Genomic DNA, 16,169 nt, shown 5'->3' with positions numbered 1-16,169 from the left:
TTTCTTTACTATCTGACTATGGTTGTCTCGTCGGTTTCTTCCCTACTCTGACGATGCGTATGCCCGTCTGCATGGGATGCTTTGCCATGTAGGTGCGCAGGAGCATCGGTTCTTCCACGACCCGGCGGCGCACTTGGCTGGCATTGAGCAGGTGTAGACCGTCTTTATGCCACACGGCGATGCCAATATGGCTCGTGTCGAGTCCTTTTTTGGCGGTGATGATGGCGATGATGTCGCCGTCTTTGATGGTGTTACGACAGAGGCTACTGTTGGTAATCTGTACTTTGGGAATGTAGCGGAATTGCTTGCCGGTCAGCTTCCGCTCGCTTTCGGCAATGGCCTTCAAGCGTTCGGGATGGGCTTTCAGCATAGGGTAGTCGGCGGCGTGGCGGGTCATATAGCCTACACGTACCGTCTGCACCTGCGTGAATGGCGCACCGTTCCGTTGGATTTCGTACACAAAGCCAAGCCTTGTGTTGTCGGCAATCCAGTCGGTGAAATAGTGCAAGCGTGATGTGTAGTCGATTTTTCCACCTTCGTAACGGATAAGCCGTAGATAGTTACAGAAGTCGGCGAACGTCGTTTTCCTATTTTGCGTACAAAGTGTGAGTGCTAAGACGTTCTCCACATAGGTCGTGCAGTCCAGTTGGCGCATATTGATGACAAGTCGTTCCCGGTTGTTTACTTCGAGCGTCTGAGCTATGTAGGGTATCCCCACCAGCCTTCGGGCATAAAACAAGATAAAGTTGGCATTCCGGGGCTGTTTCTGCCCTTCTTCCAACAGTCGCATTACCTTGACGCTGTCTTCGCGGGTATAGTCGGCAGTTGCATTCGCATGAACGGCCAAGAGCAGCAGCAATGTCGTAAGGATTTTCCTCATGGTTTTCATATTCTGATGATTTGCTTGACGCCCTTCACTGTGCGCAGCTTCTTGATGAGCGCGTCGAGTTTGCTATTGTCATCGATCATCAAGACAACGTTTCCGCTGAAGAGTCCGTCATGGGAGTCAATATTGATGGAGCGCATCGTAAGCTTGTCTTCTTTAGAGATGATATTGCTGATGTTGCTGACGATGCCAATGTCATCGTTGCCGATGATGCGCAACGTGATGGCGTATTGACTACTTCCCTTACCATCCCATTTTGCTCTTACGATACGGTAGCCAAAACGTTTGCGCAGCTCGGGTGCATTGGGGCAGTTCCGACGATGGATGGTGATGCCACCGCTGACCGTCACGAAGCCGAAGACCTCGTCGCCGTAGATGGGGTGGCAGCATTGTGCGAGCTTATAGTCGATACCTTTTAGATTGCGGTCAATGACGAGCACATCATCGTTCTTGCGGGTGAACTGCTCGTTCGGACTTTCATATTCGAAGTTCTCTGCGCTCTCGGTCTGTCGGACCCCGCTATCATGGTCGCGTAGCTCCACGTAACGTTCAATGACCGTGTTAGTATCCAAGCGTTCTTCGGCGATGTCTTTATAGAAATCCGAGGTTTCCTTGTAGCCCAGCTTCTTGATGACGTGCGACATCAGACTCTCTTCAATCTCGATTTTCTTGTTCTTGAAGCGTCTTTCGAGCAGTTCCTTTGCATATAGTCCGTCCTTGGCCCGTGTCTCTTTCAAGGCAAGCCTTATCTTTGCCTTCGCTTTCGAACTCTTCACGATATTGAGCCAATCCTGCTTGGGCTTCTGGTTGCTCTGGGTCAGTATCTCTACCGTGTCGCCCGAGTGTAGTTGCTCCCGTAGGCTAACCGCCTTCCCGTTGATTTTTCCGCCGACACACGTATTGCCGATGTTGGAATGAATGTGATAGGCAAAGTCCAAGATGGTGGCTCCCTTGGGAAACTTCAGCAGATCACCTTTCGGCGTGAAGACATAGACTTCATCTTCGTAGAGGTCCATCTTGAATTGGTCCATCAGTTGAAGGTCGTCATTATTCTCCAAGGCCGAACGGATATTGGCCAGCCATTCATCAATGCCGCCTTCGCTCTTAATGCCTTTGTAACGCCAGTGGGCAGCAAGGCCGTGCTCGGCGATTTCGTCCATACGATTGGTGCGTATCTGCACCTCGACCCATTTGTTCTCGGGACCAAGGACCGTGATGTGTAGACTCTCGTAGCCGTTACTTTTGGGCACACTGAGCCAGTCGCGCAGCCGCTTAGGATTGGGTTGATACATGTCCGTGACGATGGAATAGGCCTGCCAGCACTGCATTTTTTCTTTTTCGACAGGAGCATCTAAGATGATGCGAATAGCAAACAGGTCGTAGATGCCTTCGAAATTGCATTTCTGCTTCTTCATTTTCTGCCAGATAGAGTGAATGCTCTTCGTACGTCCTTTCATGTGGAACTTCAGCCCGGCCGCAGTCAGATGTTCTTCAATCGGCCCAATAAAGCTTCTAATATAAGCATCGCGTGAAGTCTTTGTCGCATTCAGCGCATCCTTTATCATATAGTAGGCATCATGCTCAAGGTATTTCAGGCTCAGGTCCTCGAGTTCGCTTTTCAATTGATACAATCCGAGCTTGTGGGCGAGTGGGGCATAGAGATAGCTTGCCTCTTCGCTCACTTCCTTTTTGGCTTCCGTTGCTTCCGTGTCACGGATTTGCCGCATAAGATTCACCCTGTCGGCAATCATGATTAGAATGACGCGCATATCCTCGGAGAATGAAATCAGCAGGTTCCTGAAGTTCTCACTCTCTATAATTGGGTTCTTCTCGTATAAGTTATGGATTTTGACCAATCCTTGAATGATATGGGCGACGCTTGTTCCGAATTTGTTTTCGATGTCATCTACGGTCTGATGCCCGTTAATGACGAGGGGAAAGAGCAAAGTGGCAAGCACACCGTCGCGTTTCAGTCCAATTTCGTCTACCGCAATTTGTGCCGTGCGCAAGGCCTGAAGCACAGGGTTCAGTCCAAAGACATCGCGCTGTATTTGGCCTTCTTCGATGGCTTTCATCAGCTGTTCGCGTAATTGGAGCTCATCATCGGGCTTCAGCGTGTCGTTGATGGTGTCGCGGAGGTGATTGAGAATGACCTCCGTTTCTTCAAGTTCGGGTTTTGTGAATTCAAATTTCTCCATGCTTATTGATGCTGCTCCCTCAAGAGATCGTTCACGGTCTTTACGGGATTGAACGTTTCAAGCGGCACTTCCACGAATATTGTGTTCCAATCGCTCATCGCGCCATTCCAAAGTCCCGGCAGCTCCAATGCCTTCAGTTCGCGGCCGTTCTTGCTTTTGCTGCTGATGAAGCCTGTCGTCCGGTCTACATAGTCGGGAAGATGGAAGGCTTTTCCTTTATAATCTTTGATGGCGCAGACCAAGTCGACCGGATTGAAATGTGTGCCGTTCTTAAACATCTCCACGTATTCGTTTTTACTCGTGTCAATCTGGCTACTCTCCAATATCTGCAGACTGACGGTCCCGTCTTGGTTATAGGTAAGGAATGGACCTCCGCCCGGTTCGCCTACGTTCTTTACGACGCCGCACACACGGATAGGGCGGTTTAGTTTCCGCCTGAGATAAATCACGAGGTCGGCATCTTCCAACTCTTTGATGTCCGACTTCCTGCAACATAATATCTGTTGCACGAAGCGAATGATTTCCTCCAGCGTCTCATGATTGTACTTCCCGGTGTCGAGCAGCTCCAGATAACCGAAAATCCGTTGCTGAACATCAACGAGCATACCGGCAAGAAGCTGCTTATAAGTGATTGTTACGGGCTTCAGCCTATCAGGAACCACGTTATCGATGTTCTTGATGAATACGATATCGGCATCGATTTCGTTCAAATTCTCTATCAGTGCACCGTGTCCGCCGGGACGGAAGAGCAGACTCCCATCGGTGTTGCGGAACGGCGTGTTATCAGGATTGGCGGCAATCGTATCTGTGTTCAGCTTCTGCTCTGAGAAGCTGATGTGATAATTCACGCCGAATTTCTTTGCAAAGTAGGCAGTTTTCTCGTCCACCTTAGCCTTGAACAACGTCCGATGTTCGTGGCTCACCGTGAAATGCACGCTGGCTTCTCCGCCGCAGCAGGCATAAAGCGCAGCCTCCGCCAGATGCTCTTCCATAGGCGTACGTGCCCCGTCTTCATAACGATGGAAGAGGAGTAGACCTTTGGGCAGACTCCCATAGTTTAACCCCGGGGTCTGCAGCAGATGTGCAACGACCTCCTTGTAGCGTCCTTCCGAAATCAACGCCTCGACGTCTTTGCCCATATCGGCCTCGCATGCCTTGTCCAGTGCTTTTTTGAATGCGAAACGGCCGATATTTCCGAAGAATTCCCGCTCGAAAGCTGTCGTCGGAACGTCATAAGAGGCCTCCAAAAACGCGAAAAGGTCTTTGAACATGCGGCTGGCAGCCCCACTGGCCGGCACGAACTTCACGACCTTGTGCTTCTCGCTTTTATACGTTTCCCACCGACGAACGTACGTTTCGCACGCTTCTTCCGATGGCGCGACGATTCCCCTGCCCACGCTTGCCGCACGCTCGAGCTGCAAAAAGGGGAAGCCCCGTGCAATCTGTTCCAACTGTTTCTCTACCTGCGCCTCGCGGATACCGTGTGCATCCAACTGTCTGCGGTCTTGTTCTGAAAGTGTCATATTCCTGTCAATTAGATTTGTGATTTCTGTTCTATACTTGGAAAGTTCATTTTAAATGCCTCGGCCGACCTGTGCCAAGTGGCTCCCCAAGTTACTGCCTTTCGGATAGGTTGAAATGTCCGTCATTCTTGCTTTCAGCCCTTCTGTTTTCCTATGCCATTGTCAGTGATTGTTCATTGCAAATATAAACATTATTTCTTATCCGGCAAGTTTTTTAATTCTTTTTTTTATGATCATGCAAGGCTCTTTTGATGTCAAAAAGTAGCTGTTGTTAAATAGTTTAAACCTATCACTGGTAAAAGACTATATTTTAGTGGGTTAAATGGGGTCGATGTCCGATAATGATAAGTCGGGCGAACCTGCAAAATGTCCGATATTGATAAGTTTTTGTCCGATGGTGATAGGTGGTTTTGCTCATTTCGTGTGTAATTTTGTAGCAGCAATCAGACAATTTAACAAAAAGAACAAAATGATTAACCGAAACGTCCCACGCTCCCGAAGGCGTTGCTTCCATGAAGGAGGTTTAAGGATGAGCACAAAAGAGTATGAAAAGAAGATTACCTGACGGTGGTGTTCATGGGTAAGAATGAATTCCATGCGAAGAACTCAAGCAGCATCTTTCTGAAGCAGAACACCACGCTGAAAAGCTACAACGACGATACCGAAATTGCAACGAGGCATGGACGGCCACACGGTCGACCGATATATTCAAAGACTGCCCGGAGCTGATTGGTTCGGTGAAGTACGACCCGGCGAAGACGGACATCTCGATGGCTAATCCCACCACGGGCTATTTTACACGCAAGGGCAGCACGGGCATCAACCGTCCAACCACTGTGGACGAACCCACCGTGAAGGCCATCTACGGCACCGACGGCAGACGCCGCAGCCGCATGGAACCGGGAATAAATATCCTGAAGATGAGCGACGGGACAACGAGGAAGGTGGTGAAGTAATTCAAAATTCATAATTCAAAATTAGACACCCACCCCGGCCCTCCCCAAGGGAGGGAGCCCGAGCTTGTGGGCAAATCATAATTATGAATTATGAATTTTGAATTATAAATTAATAAAAAACGGGCCTTGCGAATAACTATTCGCAAGGCCTGTTTTTTATGTAGGAGGGAGGGTATACTTAAAGTCCCTGAGGACTTATACTTAAAGTCCTTGAGGACTTATACTTAAAGATGTTGAGGACTTATACTTAAGGTCCTTAAGGAGTTATACTTAAAGATGTTGAGGACTTATACTTAAGGTCCTTGAGGAGTTATACTTAAGGTCCTTTGGTATAGATAGTATATGTAGGGAAGGATAGATAGTATGTATAGGAAGCTATAGATACTATATATAGAGAAGGATAGATAGTATCTATACAATAGGAGGCCTATTGGAGGTAGGATAGGACTTCCAGTGGAGGTAGGATAGGACTTCCATTAGAAGTCGAAGAGGATGTCCATTGGAGGTACAAGAGGACTTCCATTGGAGGTCGAGAAAGGGGCAGGGGAGAGGCTTTTGGGAGAGTTGGACGCTTATCGCTTGATGAATTTGATGACCATGTTTTTGTCTTGCAAGAGGTATATTCCCGTATTCAGGTGACTGATGTCTATCAGCGTGGCTTGCTGAAGGGTTGGAACATGCTGTAGTCTGTTCCCAACTATATCATAAATGTTGATAGAGGAGCCTTGCTGCGTCCCGCTTACCAGTATCTTTTTGTCATATATTCCGCTCACAGAGGCAATATATGCCTTATCAATTCCTTCTCCGCACGCAAGTCGTGTCATGACATCTGCCATTTTGTTGCATGTCTTGGTGTTGTCGCTCCAATGCAGCGTAACTCCTGAGTCTTCAAAGCAAATCTCTACCACGCTTTTATCAACGTGGTTTCCGTTAATGCTCAAATCATTGTTTCCACGAATACATGTCGTAGTGAGCGTAAGAAAGGCTGTGAATAGCAAGTTTCTCATTGGCATGTCTTTTTATGTGCCCACAAATATATAAAAATGTGCGTGATGTTGTGTCGAATGTAACGTAAAAAAGATTGTTGTTTTGATTATTTAACAGCTAAGGGACAATGGCGAGACTTACGATAAATCCCCGCAGATGTCAGACATTTACGGGGATAATCGTGTTTGTTTCAGAAAGAAGACCGTGCGACTGATTACTCTTCGTTTGCGCGTTCTTCGATGCTTTCGCCTTGCGTCGGTGCCAAGGTATCCTTAAAATCAGTAATGCCGGCCTTTATCAGCAAATCATACCATTGAAGTAGTTTCTTGATATCGCTGTCATGCACCCGATCTTGGTCGAAATTGGGCAGTACTTTTGCGAAATAGGTGCGAAGTTCTTTCGAACCGGATTTCTTATAATTGATGGCAGTCTTCTTATAGCTTTCAATCTTTCCTACGTTGTCAAGTACTTTCCACAAAGGAACGTCGTCTGCATCAGTGTACATGGCGATATCTGCCAGACTTGTCACGCGGTCGGAAGCAAAGGTTGGAACACGTTTCCGACTTTCATCGAGTGATTCGACAATGAGATTCATTTTTCCGCGGGAAACCAACTTGTAAAGTCCCGGTTTGCCTGCAATCGATAGTATTGTTTCCATTATTTATTTATAATTTTGATGGTTTCTTATTATGTTGAGAACAGGAATCAATCAATGAAGACACGACAATAGTTTGTCTATTTGCGTCTCAAGATTTGCTTTCCCATCATTTATAATGACGAAATCGGTACGTTTCTCTATTTCGTCCTGTGACATCTGGCTTTCTATCCACTGCCTTGCGTGTTCCTCCGTTATGAAATCGCGCTCCATGATGCGTTTTATTCTTATTTCTAAGGGAGCCGACACACATATTGTGCGGTCGAAAGTAACTCTTTGGTAGAAACCGCTATCGAAAAGAATAGCACTTTCGAGCCATTGGAAACCGCTTTTTAGAAAATCAAGTGCTACGGCCGGGTGGACAATCTCGTTTACTGCCTGCTTATGGGGTTCGCCTTTGAGCAAGAAGTTGGTAAGTATGTCTTTCCGTAATCTACCATTCTGATAGATGGATGAACCAACGAGGCAACTTAGGGCGTCTTGTAACGCAATATCGGAAGACATGAGTCGCTGGGCAGCTTCGTCACAATCATAAACCGCTATACCGCGTTTGCCCAGCAGTTGACAGACATGGCTTTTACCTGCGCCTATACCGCCGGTTATGGCATATCTATAGATTTGTTTCCTCATTCGAGTAGGCATCTTTTCATCGTTGTTCTATCAAGTAATCGACTTGCGTCATTTCCAACTTCGGCCGTCTGATTTCATTGGGGAACTGGCTCAGCTTGATCGGACACCTGTCAGATGGGTGATTTGTGATATCGTCATAGTCGGCAACAACAACGAATTGTTCGGGACGGATATTGCGGAAGCGACTTCCACCGACAGTAAATGTGACTTTGACCTTAGAAGGGAATGTGCGTAGGATTTTTCCTTCAGGCATGTTCACGGCCTCTATAGGAACTTCGACGCTCTCTTCGGTTAAAATATCCGGATAGATGGTCATTCGAACCGTTTTCGGAGTGATTTTTGCACCGGGAATGGAGCGTAGAGACACCAAAAGACTGACGGTGTCTTCAATATGTCGCAAATTCAACTTTTCGGTAGTCACCCATCGAATGCTATCCAAAATCTGTCTGCCGGCATAGATTGTTGCATAGTTTGGTTGGAAAGCTATCCTTGAGATATAATAGCTACGCCCGGTTTGAAGCTGTCCTAAAGCACGAATGGGTATTCGTTTGGACTGACCATAATTGAAATAGAATGTGACAGAATCTGATTTAATTGCTGAGATTTTGGATGAATTATAAAGACGAGAGTAAATCATTCGTTGTAAGTCGGAGAGCGGTACCCTGCCGAAACCTCTCTCTTTGTTTGCATAACGTTCAAAGTCTATCGTGACAGGCTGTATCTTTCCCGCGTAACTATAGGTAAGTAATGTAAATCCCTTATCTCTCATCGTCACGTCTATTGTGTCGTTTATATTCTGAGTGATTACTACATTGCGGGGAACATTGACCAACCTTATTGGCACAGGGATATCTTTGTCATAGGTTTCATTAAGAGCCATCAGTAACCAAAATGTACCACTCAGCCCGAGAAAGAACAAAAAAATCAGAAACTCTCTGTTCATAGAACTGAAAAGAAAGTTCCTGACAATCTTGAAAAATCTGAATAGATTATGCATTTGGCATCTGAACTGATGCATTTTTAAAGATATATCCTCTACTTACGGTAATGACTACACTACGTGCAATTTCAATATCGACAGTATCATCTTGTATGTTTACATGTTTGACAATACCATGGATTCCACCTCCGGTAACGATTCTTGAACCTTCTTGGAGCGAATTCTGAAAATTACGAATCTTCTTTTGTTTTTTCTGTTGTGGACGTACCATAAACAACCAAAAGATAACGAGAATGGCACCCATCATAATGAAAACACCCATTCCTCCACCCTGTGCTGCTTGGGCAGCTAATAACATTGTATTCATTGAAGTTGATTTTTATATAAGCTTAGTTGTATTCTTCTTATCCTTACTGTCCTCACTATTCTCATTATCGCGTTCCTTTAGTGTCTTCATCATAAGACCGTTATTGACAAAATAGCGAGCAATGCTATCCAACATGCCATTAATGTATCCTCCGCTTTTTGGTGTACTGTAAAGTTTAGCCAAGTCAACATATTCGTTGATGGTCACACTGACAGGGATATTTGGAAAGGTCAGCATTTCAGCAATTGCAATCTGCATGATAACGACATCCATATAGGCTAATCGACTGAAGTCCCAATTACGACTAGCCTCACTCATATACTGCTGATAACGGTCTGCATTGAGAATTGTAGCCCGGAATAATCTACGGGCAAAATCCTTATCTTCTTCGTCTTTATATTCGGGTAATAGTTCTTGTCCACTTTCTTTGTCCGGACTAAACCGTTTTATGGTTTTAAGAACAAAGGTGTCGATGACCTCTCGATCATCGTTCCAATAAAGACTCTTTTCTTCAAGCAGAGCGTCAAGATCTGTGTTATTTTGGATCAATTGTTTATATAGCTTGCGCCAAAGCTCACGGTCAGTTTCATAATCATCGCTTTCGGAAGACATATAATTGGTATAAAATTCGCTGCTTTCTATTTGATTACAAACCTTACGAATGAATTCGATATCGTCGTCCCATGATAGTTTCTGGGCAACGACAAAATCATGGAGCGTCTTATTTTCCTCCAACTGAAGAGCAAATTTATTATATACAAACTTCTGCGAAGGCAATTCGGTTTCTTCACGTTGGGCTCGTTGGACGGCAACATCTACTCTATGACGCTCTTCTCGAGTGATAGCAACTATCAGTAAGAGTAAATAGTTATATAAATCATATGCTTTTGAAAGACTGAAAAACAATTCTTTTTCTGCCGTATCTATGTTTTTGTTACCGTTTTGATAGTATGCATAGGTTAACTGAACCACCTTTATCCTTATAAGTTCCCTATTAATCATTCTCTAATAATTTTGATTTCTTACACTTCCACTTTTCAAATGATAATGCAAATATATGATTTTTCAATAGAATAAACAAGCTTAATCTTTATTTTTTCATTATTTTTTTTCAGAAATTTGTATAATAGGCAAAAAAAGATTACCTTTGCAGCGCTTTTCCGAGAGCAATCTCGTGTGATGGCGAATTAATTCGTTAAAATTTAATTTAGAGTAACACAGTGTATGAAAGAGATTATCGTAACAGGCCAGAAGCGTAATAGCCTAGGAAAGAAAGCTTCAAAAGAACTCCGTAAGCAAGGATTCATTCCGTGTAATATCTATGGAGAAAAGAAAGATGACAACGGAAATCCCATAGCTCATGCTTTTTCTGTTTCATTTAGTGAGCTCCGTAAAATCATTTACACGCCACATATCTATGTTATCAATCTTGATATCGAAGGTGAACACTATACTTCTATTTTAAAGGAAATTCAGTTTCATCCCGTGACAGATACTCCTTTGCATGTAGATTTCTATGAAGTAAACGATCAAAAACCAATCACGATTGGTATTCCGGTTAAATTGGTAGGACTTGCACAGGGTGTGCGTGATGGAGGTCGCATGAATCTTTCTATCCGTAAAATCAACGTGACAGCTCCTTACCAGCAGATACCTGAACATCTCGATATAGATGTTACAGCTTTGAAGATAGGCAAGAGTATCAAGGTGGGCGAACTTACATTCGAGGGGCTTGAGGTTGCAACAAGTAAAGATGTTGTTGTTTGCTCCATTAAGATGACACGTCAAGCTCAGCAGGCTGCGGCTACGGCCGAAGAAGAAGCTCCTGCTGCTGAATAATCAAAATGGATAAATTCTTGATTTGTGGATTGGGTAATCCGGGTGATGAATATCAAGGAACCCGTCACAACACTGGCTTTATGGTATTGGACGCTTTTGCAAAGGTGTCCAATATTCATTTTGAAGACAAGCGTTACGGCTACATCGCTGAAATGACGGTCAAAGGACGTAAAATATTCCTACTTAAGCCCACTACTTTCATGAATCTCAGTGGAAATGCTGTGAGATATTGGCTTCAGAAAGAAAATATCGCACAGGACAGATTGCTTGTCATTAGTGATGATATAGTGCTGCCATTAGGTGCTTTCCGTCTGAAAGCAAGTGGAAATAATGGCGGGCATAACGGATTGGGACATATCCAGCAACTCATCGGGCAGGATTATGCCCGTCTTCGTATAGGTATTGGTAATGATTATCCAAAAGGCAGCCAGGTAGAGTGGGTGTTGGGAAAATATAGTGCTGATGACTTGAAGACGCTGCAAACTAGTATTGACACGGCTTGTGAGATCATCAATAGTTTTGTTTTGGCCGGTATCGACACTACGATGAACCAATTTAACAAACTCGGAAAGAAGTAAGCATGGCAGAAATAGCGAGAATAGACAAATGGCTTTGGGCAGCACGTGTGTTCAAAACACGCTCTGTCGCTGCTGATGCTTGTAAAAATGGACGTATTATCATAAATGGTGTCAGTGTCAAGCCAAGCCATATCATCAAGACCGGTGAGATGATCCATGTCCGTAAGCCGCCCGTCACCTATTCTTATAAGGTGTTGAAATGTATTGAGCAACGTGTAGGTGCCAAATCGCTCCCTGAAATCTATGAAAACGTGACCGATACCAAACAATATGAACTTTTGGAGATGAGTCGAATAAGTGGATTTGTCGACCGAGCACGCGGTACAGGTAGACCAACGAAGAAAGAAAGACGCGCACTTGATGCCTTTGCCGCTCCAGTTGTGTTTGATTTTGATGAAGAAGACGAAGAGGATTAGTGTTAAACAACTTTAATTATAATATAAAATACAATAGTGCATACTTTGATTTCATATTAATTAGCGTATCTTTGCACGCGTTTCGTGGTGTGCCCGGATGGTCGGACATGTCAGTATAACATAAAGTCTAACTTTATTAATTAAAAAACTTTTATTTATTTTATGTCAGAATTAAAGAACGTACAACCTTTATCAGACTTCGATTGGAACGAGTTTGAGAATGGTTCGAGTGCAGATGTAAGTAAGCAAGACCTTGAGAAAGCTTATGATGAGACCCTGAACAAAATTCAGGAGCATCAGGTTGTGGAGGGTACTGTGATTGCACTTGACAAGAAAGAAGTGGTCGTCAATATTGGCTACAAGAGTGACGGTGTCATTCCGGCTTCGGAATTTCGTTATGACCCTGATTTGAAAGTGGGCGACAAGGTCGAGGTTTATGTGGAAAGTCAAGAGGACAAAAAAGGTCAGTTGGTTCTCTCTCACCGTAAGGCCCGCTTAAACAAGAGTTGGGATAAGGTGAATGAAGCACTCGAGAATGAAGAAATCATTCAGGGCTATATCAAGTGCCGTACGAAGGGCGGTATGATTGTTGATGTTTTCGGTATTGAGGCATTCCTTCCGGGAAGCCAGATAGATGTTCATCCTATACGCGACTACGATGTGTTCGTAGGCAAGACTATGGAATTCAAAGTTGTCAAAATCAATCAAGAGTTCCGCAATGTCGTTGTTTCCCACAAGGCACTTATAGAAGCCGAGTTGGAGGCACAGAAGAAAGAAATTATCTCTCACCTTGAGAAAGGACAAGTGCTTGAGGGCACGGTCAAGAATATCACTTCTTATGGTGTATTTGTTGATCTCGGTGGTGTTGATGGACTCATTCATATCACAGACCTCTCTTGGGGTCGCGTAAGCGATCCTCATGAGGTTGTTGCACTTGATCAGAAAATCAATGTTGTTATTCTCGACTTCGATGAGGAGAAGAAGCGTATTGCTCTCGGTTTGAAGCAGCTTACCCCACACCCATGGGATGCATTGAGCGCAGATTTGAAAGTGGGAGACCACGTAAAGGGAAAGGTTGTGGTTATCGCCGACTATGGTGCATTTGTAGAGATACAGCCGGGCGTTGAAGGCTTGATTCACGTGAGTGAGATGTCTTGGAGCCAGCACCTGCGTTCTGCTCAAGAATTTTTGAATGTAGGCGACGAGGTAGAAGCCGTTATTTTGACCCTCGACCGCGATGAGCGTAAGATGAGTCTTGGTATCAAACAGCTCAAGGAAGACCCGTGGGAGGCAATCGAAGTGAAATATCCTGTGGGCAGCAAGCATACGGCAAAGGTCCGAAACTTCACGAACTTCGGTATCTTCGTTGAACTCGAGGAAGGTGTTGACGGATTGATTCATATCAGCGACCTCTCTTGGACTAAGAAGGTGAAGCACCCGTCAGAGTTCACGACCGTTGGTGCCGAAATCGACGTAGTCGTTCTTGATATTGATAAGGAGAATCGTCGTTTGAGCCTTGGTCACAAGCAGCTTGAAGACAATCCTTGGGATACTTATGAGACTATTTATACTCCAGGGTCTGTGCATGAGGGTAAAATTACCCAGCTGATGGATAAGGGAGCCGTTATCACCTTGAATGAAGGTGGTGAGGGATTTGCTACTCCGAAGCACCTTGTGAAAGAGGATGGCTCTCAGGCTCAACTTGGCGAAGAACTCTCCTTTAAGGTTATCGAATTCGTAAAGGATACAAAGCGTATCATTCTTTCTCATAGTCGTACATTCGAGGAGGGTAAGGATGAAACTACAGCAACAAAGCCGACTCGTAAACATGCCGCTCACAAGGCAGAGGCTGCAGCTCAGATTACCAATGTGACTGCAGGAACGTCATTGGGCGACCTTGATGTACTTGCCGATTTGAAAGCCAAGATGGAAAAAGGCGAATAACAATCGCTTAGACCAAAGGATAATTAAGAGTCTGTTTTGAAAAAAGCAGACTCTTTTTTTGGATATACGGATTTTTTGCTTACCTTTGCAATGATTTTTAATGCAACTGTGTTTCCATTCGTGAAACATATTTCTATTCAATCAATATTTTCATATACTTAACATGTTTAGCAAGGATGAATTATTATCTAAGGATGTCACCGATTTGGCTATCATTGCCAAAGAATTGGGTGTCACCTTAAAGACTGATGAGAGTCAGGAAGATATCATTTATGCCATTTTGGACAAGCAGGCCATTGAAGAAGGTAGCAAGAACCCATTGGGCACAAAAAGAAAACGCACCAGAATCGCAAAGAAAGACACTGACCGTGTTTATACCGTGAAAGGGAAAGAAGGGGAGAACCTCGACGCAAAGAAAAGTAAGACGACCGTTGAGCAGAAGTCGCTTTTCAAGGATGAGGAGACGACTTCGCAAGAAGATGCGGTGAAGAAGACTGAAGAGGTGGCTGCCGTCCAGCCAAAGCGGCGCGGACGCAAGCCGAAAAAGGAAACAGAGCCGATTGCTGTCGCCGAGACACCCCATAGTACCGATGACGACAAGTCCACCATTGATGCCGGCATTGTCGGCGAACAAGCAAATGAGGCTTCGGAAGATGTTGCCGTAAACCACGGACAAGAAGAAGCAATCCCCGAAGCTGCCTTTGCCGCGAGAAGCGCAGACAAAGCGGATGCGGAGAAAGACAGCCTCTTGGAACAATTGCAAGCCAAGATCAACGATCATAACAGGGACAACGAAGGAACGTCCGAGTCTGCCCCGGAGGGTGTTTGGGCAGACGACCCCGGCGATGGTACCGACTTTATCACCGTGGTCGACCTGCCAATAGAAGATCAAGGGGCCGTGCCCAATTTCGACATGTTTGACAACCCCACGATGGGTGGCATCTCGCCTAACAGTTACCAACAGCCCGTTCAGTCACAAGGCGCGGAACGCTTCGACTTCACCGACCTCATCACGGCCAATGGCGTACTCGAAGTGATGCCCGACGGCTACGGCTTCCTGCGCTCGAGCGACTACAACTACCTTTCTTCGCCCGACGATGTGTACGTCGCAACGAACATCATCAAGAAATACGGGCTCAAGACGGGAGACGTGGTAGCGTGTCACGTCCGTCCTCCTCACGAGGGCGAAAAGTACTTCCCGCTCACATCGGTGGACATGATCAACGGCCGGAAGCCCGCGGAAGTGCGCGACCGTATACCGTTCGAGCATCTCACGCCACTCTTCGCCGACGAGAAGTTCACGCTCTGCGGCGACCGTGCAACGACAAACCTCTCGACCCGCGTCGTAGACCTCTTTTCGCCCATCGGCAAAGGGCAGCGCGCGCTCATCGTGGCGCAACCCAAGACAGGTAAGACCATTTTGATGAAGGACATTGCGAACGCCATCGCTGCCAATCACCCCGAGGCCTACCTGATGATGCTGCTCATCGACGAGCGCCCGGAGGAAGTCACGGACATGGCCCGCACGGTGAATGCCGAGGTCATCGCCTCGACCTTCGACGAACCTGCCGAGCGTCACGTGAAGATAGCCGGCATCGTGCTCGAGAAGGCCAAGCGCATGGTCGAATGCGGACACGACGTGGTCATCTTCCTCGACTCCATAACGCGTTTGGCCCGTGCCTACAACACCGTCAGCCCGGCCAGCGGAAAGGTGCTCACGGGTGGTGTCGATGCCAATGCGCTCCAGAAGCCGAAGCGTTTCTTCGGTGCGGCCCGCAACATCGAGGGTGGCGGCTCGCTCACTATCATTGCGACAGCCCTCATCGACACAGGCTCGAAGATGGACGAAGTAATCTTCGAAGAGTTCAAGGGAACGGGTAACATGGAGCTTCAGCTCGACCGCTCGCTCTCGAACAAGCGTATCTTCCCGTCGGTCAACCTCGTGGCTTCGAGCACACGACGCGACGACTTGCTGCAGGACAAGACCACGCTCGACCGCATGTGGATACTTCGTAAATACATCAGCGACATGAATCCCATAGAGGCCATGAACTCCATTCGCAACCGCATGGTTCACACCAAAGACAACGATGAATTCCTCCTGTCGATGAACTCGTAAGCAGCCTTCTGCTGACAAGAGAAGTACATCGGCCGGCATGAGTGTTAAACACCTTCGCCCAAGGGTGTTTAACACCCACGACAATGGGTACGGTACACCCACGACAATGGGTACGGTACACCCACGGTAAT

At 46.0% G+C, this 16,169-nt stretch carries 15 protein-coding genes; 6 read left to right on the top strand and 9 right to left on the bottom strand.

Going from position 1 to position 16,169, the window contains the following annotated elements; genetic code table 11:
- Positions 1–16 precede the first annotated feature (16 nt).
- From H164_RS0102925 to H164_RS0102915, 3 genes are read right to left on the bottom strand one after another with little or no spacing between them, the layout of a single operon-like run.
- A complete protein-coding gene (locus H164_RS0102925; RefSeq protein WP_019967230.1) occupies positions 17–889 on the bottom strand; it encodes an N-acetylmuramoyl-L-alanine amidase-like domain-containing protein in 873 nt (290 codons plus the stop codon).
- Entirely contained in the window at positions 886–3,084 is a 2,199-nt protein-coding gene (locus tag H164_RS0102920) for a RelA/SpoT family protein (RefSeq protein WP_019967229.1), read from the bottom strand. Before H164_RS0102920 ends, H164_RS0102925 begins: the two co-directional genes overlap by 4 nt.
- A gap of 2 nt (positions 3,085–3,086) precedes the next feature.
- Complete coding sequence (locus H164_RS0102915) at positions 3,087–4,607, bottom strand: DUF4301 family protein (RefSeq protein WP_019967228.1); 1,521 nt, start codon at positions 4,605–4,607, stop codon at positions 3,087–3,089.
- A gap of 737 nt (positions 4,608–5,344) precedes the next feature.
- Between H164_RS0102915 and H164_RS0102910 the strand changes: the two genes are divergently transcribed.
- The gene (locus H164_RS0102910; RefSeq protein ID WP_019967227.1) at positions 5,345–5,563 is read left to right on the top strand and encodes a hypothetical protein; all 219 of its coding nucleotides are present in this window, start codon (positions 5,345–5,347) and stop codon (positions 5,561–5,563) included.
- A 572-nt stretch (positions 5,564–6,135) separates the two neighbouring features.
- Here H164_RS0102910 and H164_RS0102905 read toward each other — a convergent pair.
- The 6 genes from H164_RS0102905 to nusB all read right to left on the bottom strand — a co-directional run bounded on the left by H164_RS0102905 (position 6,136) and on the right by nusB (position 10,144).
- Positions 6,136–6,570 (bottom strand): T9SS type A sorting domain-containing protein, encoded by a 435-nt coding sequence (locus H164_RS0102905; protein WP_019967226.1) that lies wholly within the window; start codon positions 6,568–6,570, stop codon positions 6,136–6,138.
- Positions 6,571–6,764: 194 nt separating this feature from the next.
- On the bottom strand, positions 6,765–7,208 hold the full coding sequence (locus tag H164_RS0102900) for a DUF5606 family protein (protein WP_025829695.1): 444 nt from the start codon (positions 7,206–7,208) through the stop codon (positions 6,765–6,767).
- Between the two features lie 51 nt (positions 7,209–7,259).
- Positions 7,260–7,835, bottom strand: coding sequence for a dephospho-CoA kinase (coaE, locus tag H164_RS0102895; RefSeq protein ID WP_019967224.1), 576 nt, complete (start codon positions 7,833–7,835; stop codon positions 7,260–7,262).
- Positions 7,836–7,851: 16 nt separating this feature from the next.
- Positions 7,852–8,832 carry a CdaR family protein gene (locus tag H164_RS0102890; RefSeq protein WP_025829696.1) on the bottom strand — a complete coding sequence of 327 codons (981 nt, stop codon included), beginning with the start codon at positions 8,830–8,832 and terminating at the stop codon, positions 7,852–7,854.
- Positions 8,825–9,142, bottom strand: coding sequence for a preprotein translocase subunit YajC (gene yajC / locus H164_RS0102885; RefSeq protein ID WP_019967222.1), 318 nt, complete (start codon positions 9,140–9,142; stop codon positions 8,825–8,827). The genes H164_RS0102890 and yajC overlap by 8 nt, the downstream gene beginning before the upstream one ends.
- Before the next feature lie 12 nt (positions 9,143–9,154).
- A complete protein-coding gene (gene nusB, locus H164_RS0102880; RefSeq protein ID WP_019967221.1) occupies positions 9,155–10,144 on the bottom strand; it encodes a transcription antitermination factor NusB in 990 nt (329 codons plus the stop codon).
- Between the two features lie 222 nt (positions 10,145–10,366).
- Here nusB and H164_RS0102875 point away from each other — a divergent pair, with 222 nt between their 5' ends.
- The 5 genes from H164_RS0102875 (at position 10,367) to rho (ending at position 16,038) form a co-directional block, all read left to right on the top strand.
- Complete coding sequence (locus H164_RS0102875) at positions 10,367–10,981, top strand: 50S ribosomal protein L25/general stress protein Ctc (protein ID WP_008563899.1); 615 nt, start codon at positions 10,367–10,369, stop codon at positions 10,979–10,981.
- A gap of 5 nt (positions 10,982–10,986) precedes the next feature.
- The gene (gene pth, locus H164_RS0102870; protein ID WP_025829698.1) at positions 10,987–11,559 is read left to right on the top strand and encodes an aminoacyl-tRNA hydrolase; all 573 of its coding nucleotides are present in this window, start codon (positions 10,987–10,989) and stop codon (positions 11,557–11,559) included.
- Positions 11,560–11,561: 2 nt separating this feature from the next.
- The gene (locus H164_RS0102865; protein ID WP_019967219.1) at positions 11,562–11,975 is read left to right on the top strand and encodes an RNA-binding S4 domain-containing protein; all 414 of its coding nucleotides are present in this window, start codon (positions 11,562–11,564) and stop codon (positions 11,973–11,975) included.
- Positions 11,976–12,137: 162 nt separating this feature from the next.
- Positions 12,138–13,919 carry a 30S ribosomal protein S1 gene (gene rpsA, locus H164_RS0102860; protein ID WP_019967218.1) on the top strand — a complete coding sequence of 594 codons (1,782 nt, stop codon included), beginning with the start codon at positions 12,138–12,140 and terminating at the stop codon, positions 13,917–13,919.
- 163 nt (positions 13,920–14,082) lie between these two features.
- Entirely contained in the window at positions 14,083–16,038 is a 1,956-nt protein-coding gene (gene rho / locus H164_RS0102855; protein WP_019967217.1) for a transcription termination factor Rho, read from the top strand.
- Positions 16,039–16,169: the final 131 nt, after the last annotated feature.

Origin of the sequence: Segatella maculosa DSM 19339 = JCM 15638 (assembly GCF_000382385.1) — a bacterium.
GTDB lineage: Bacteria > Bacteroidota > Bacteroidia > Bacteroidales > Bacteroidaceae > Prevotella > Prevotella maculosa.
The sequence above is the reverse complement of the archived record's forward strand: the minus strand, read 5'-3'. Positions and strand labels throughout refer to the sequence as shown.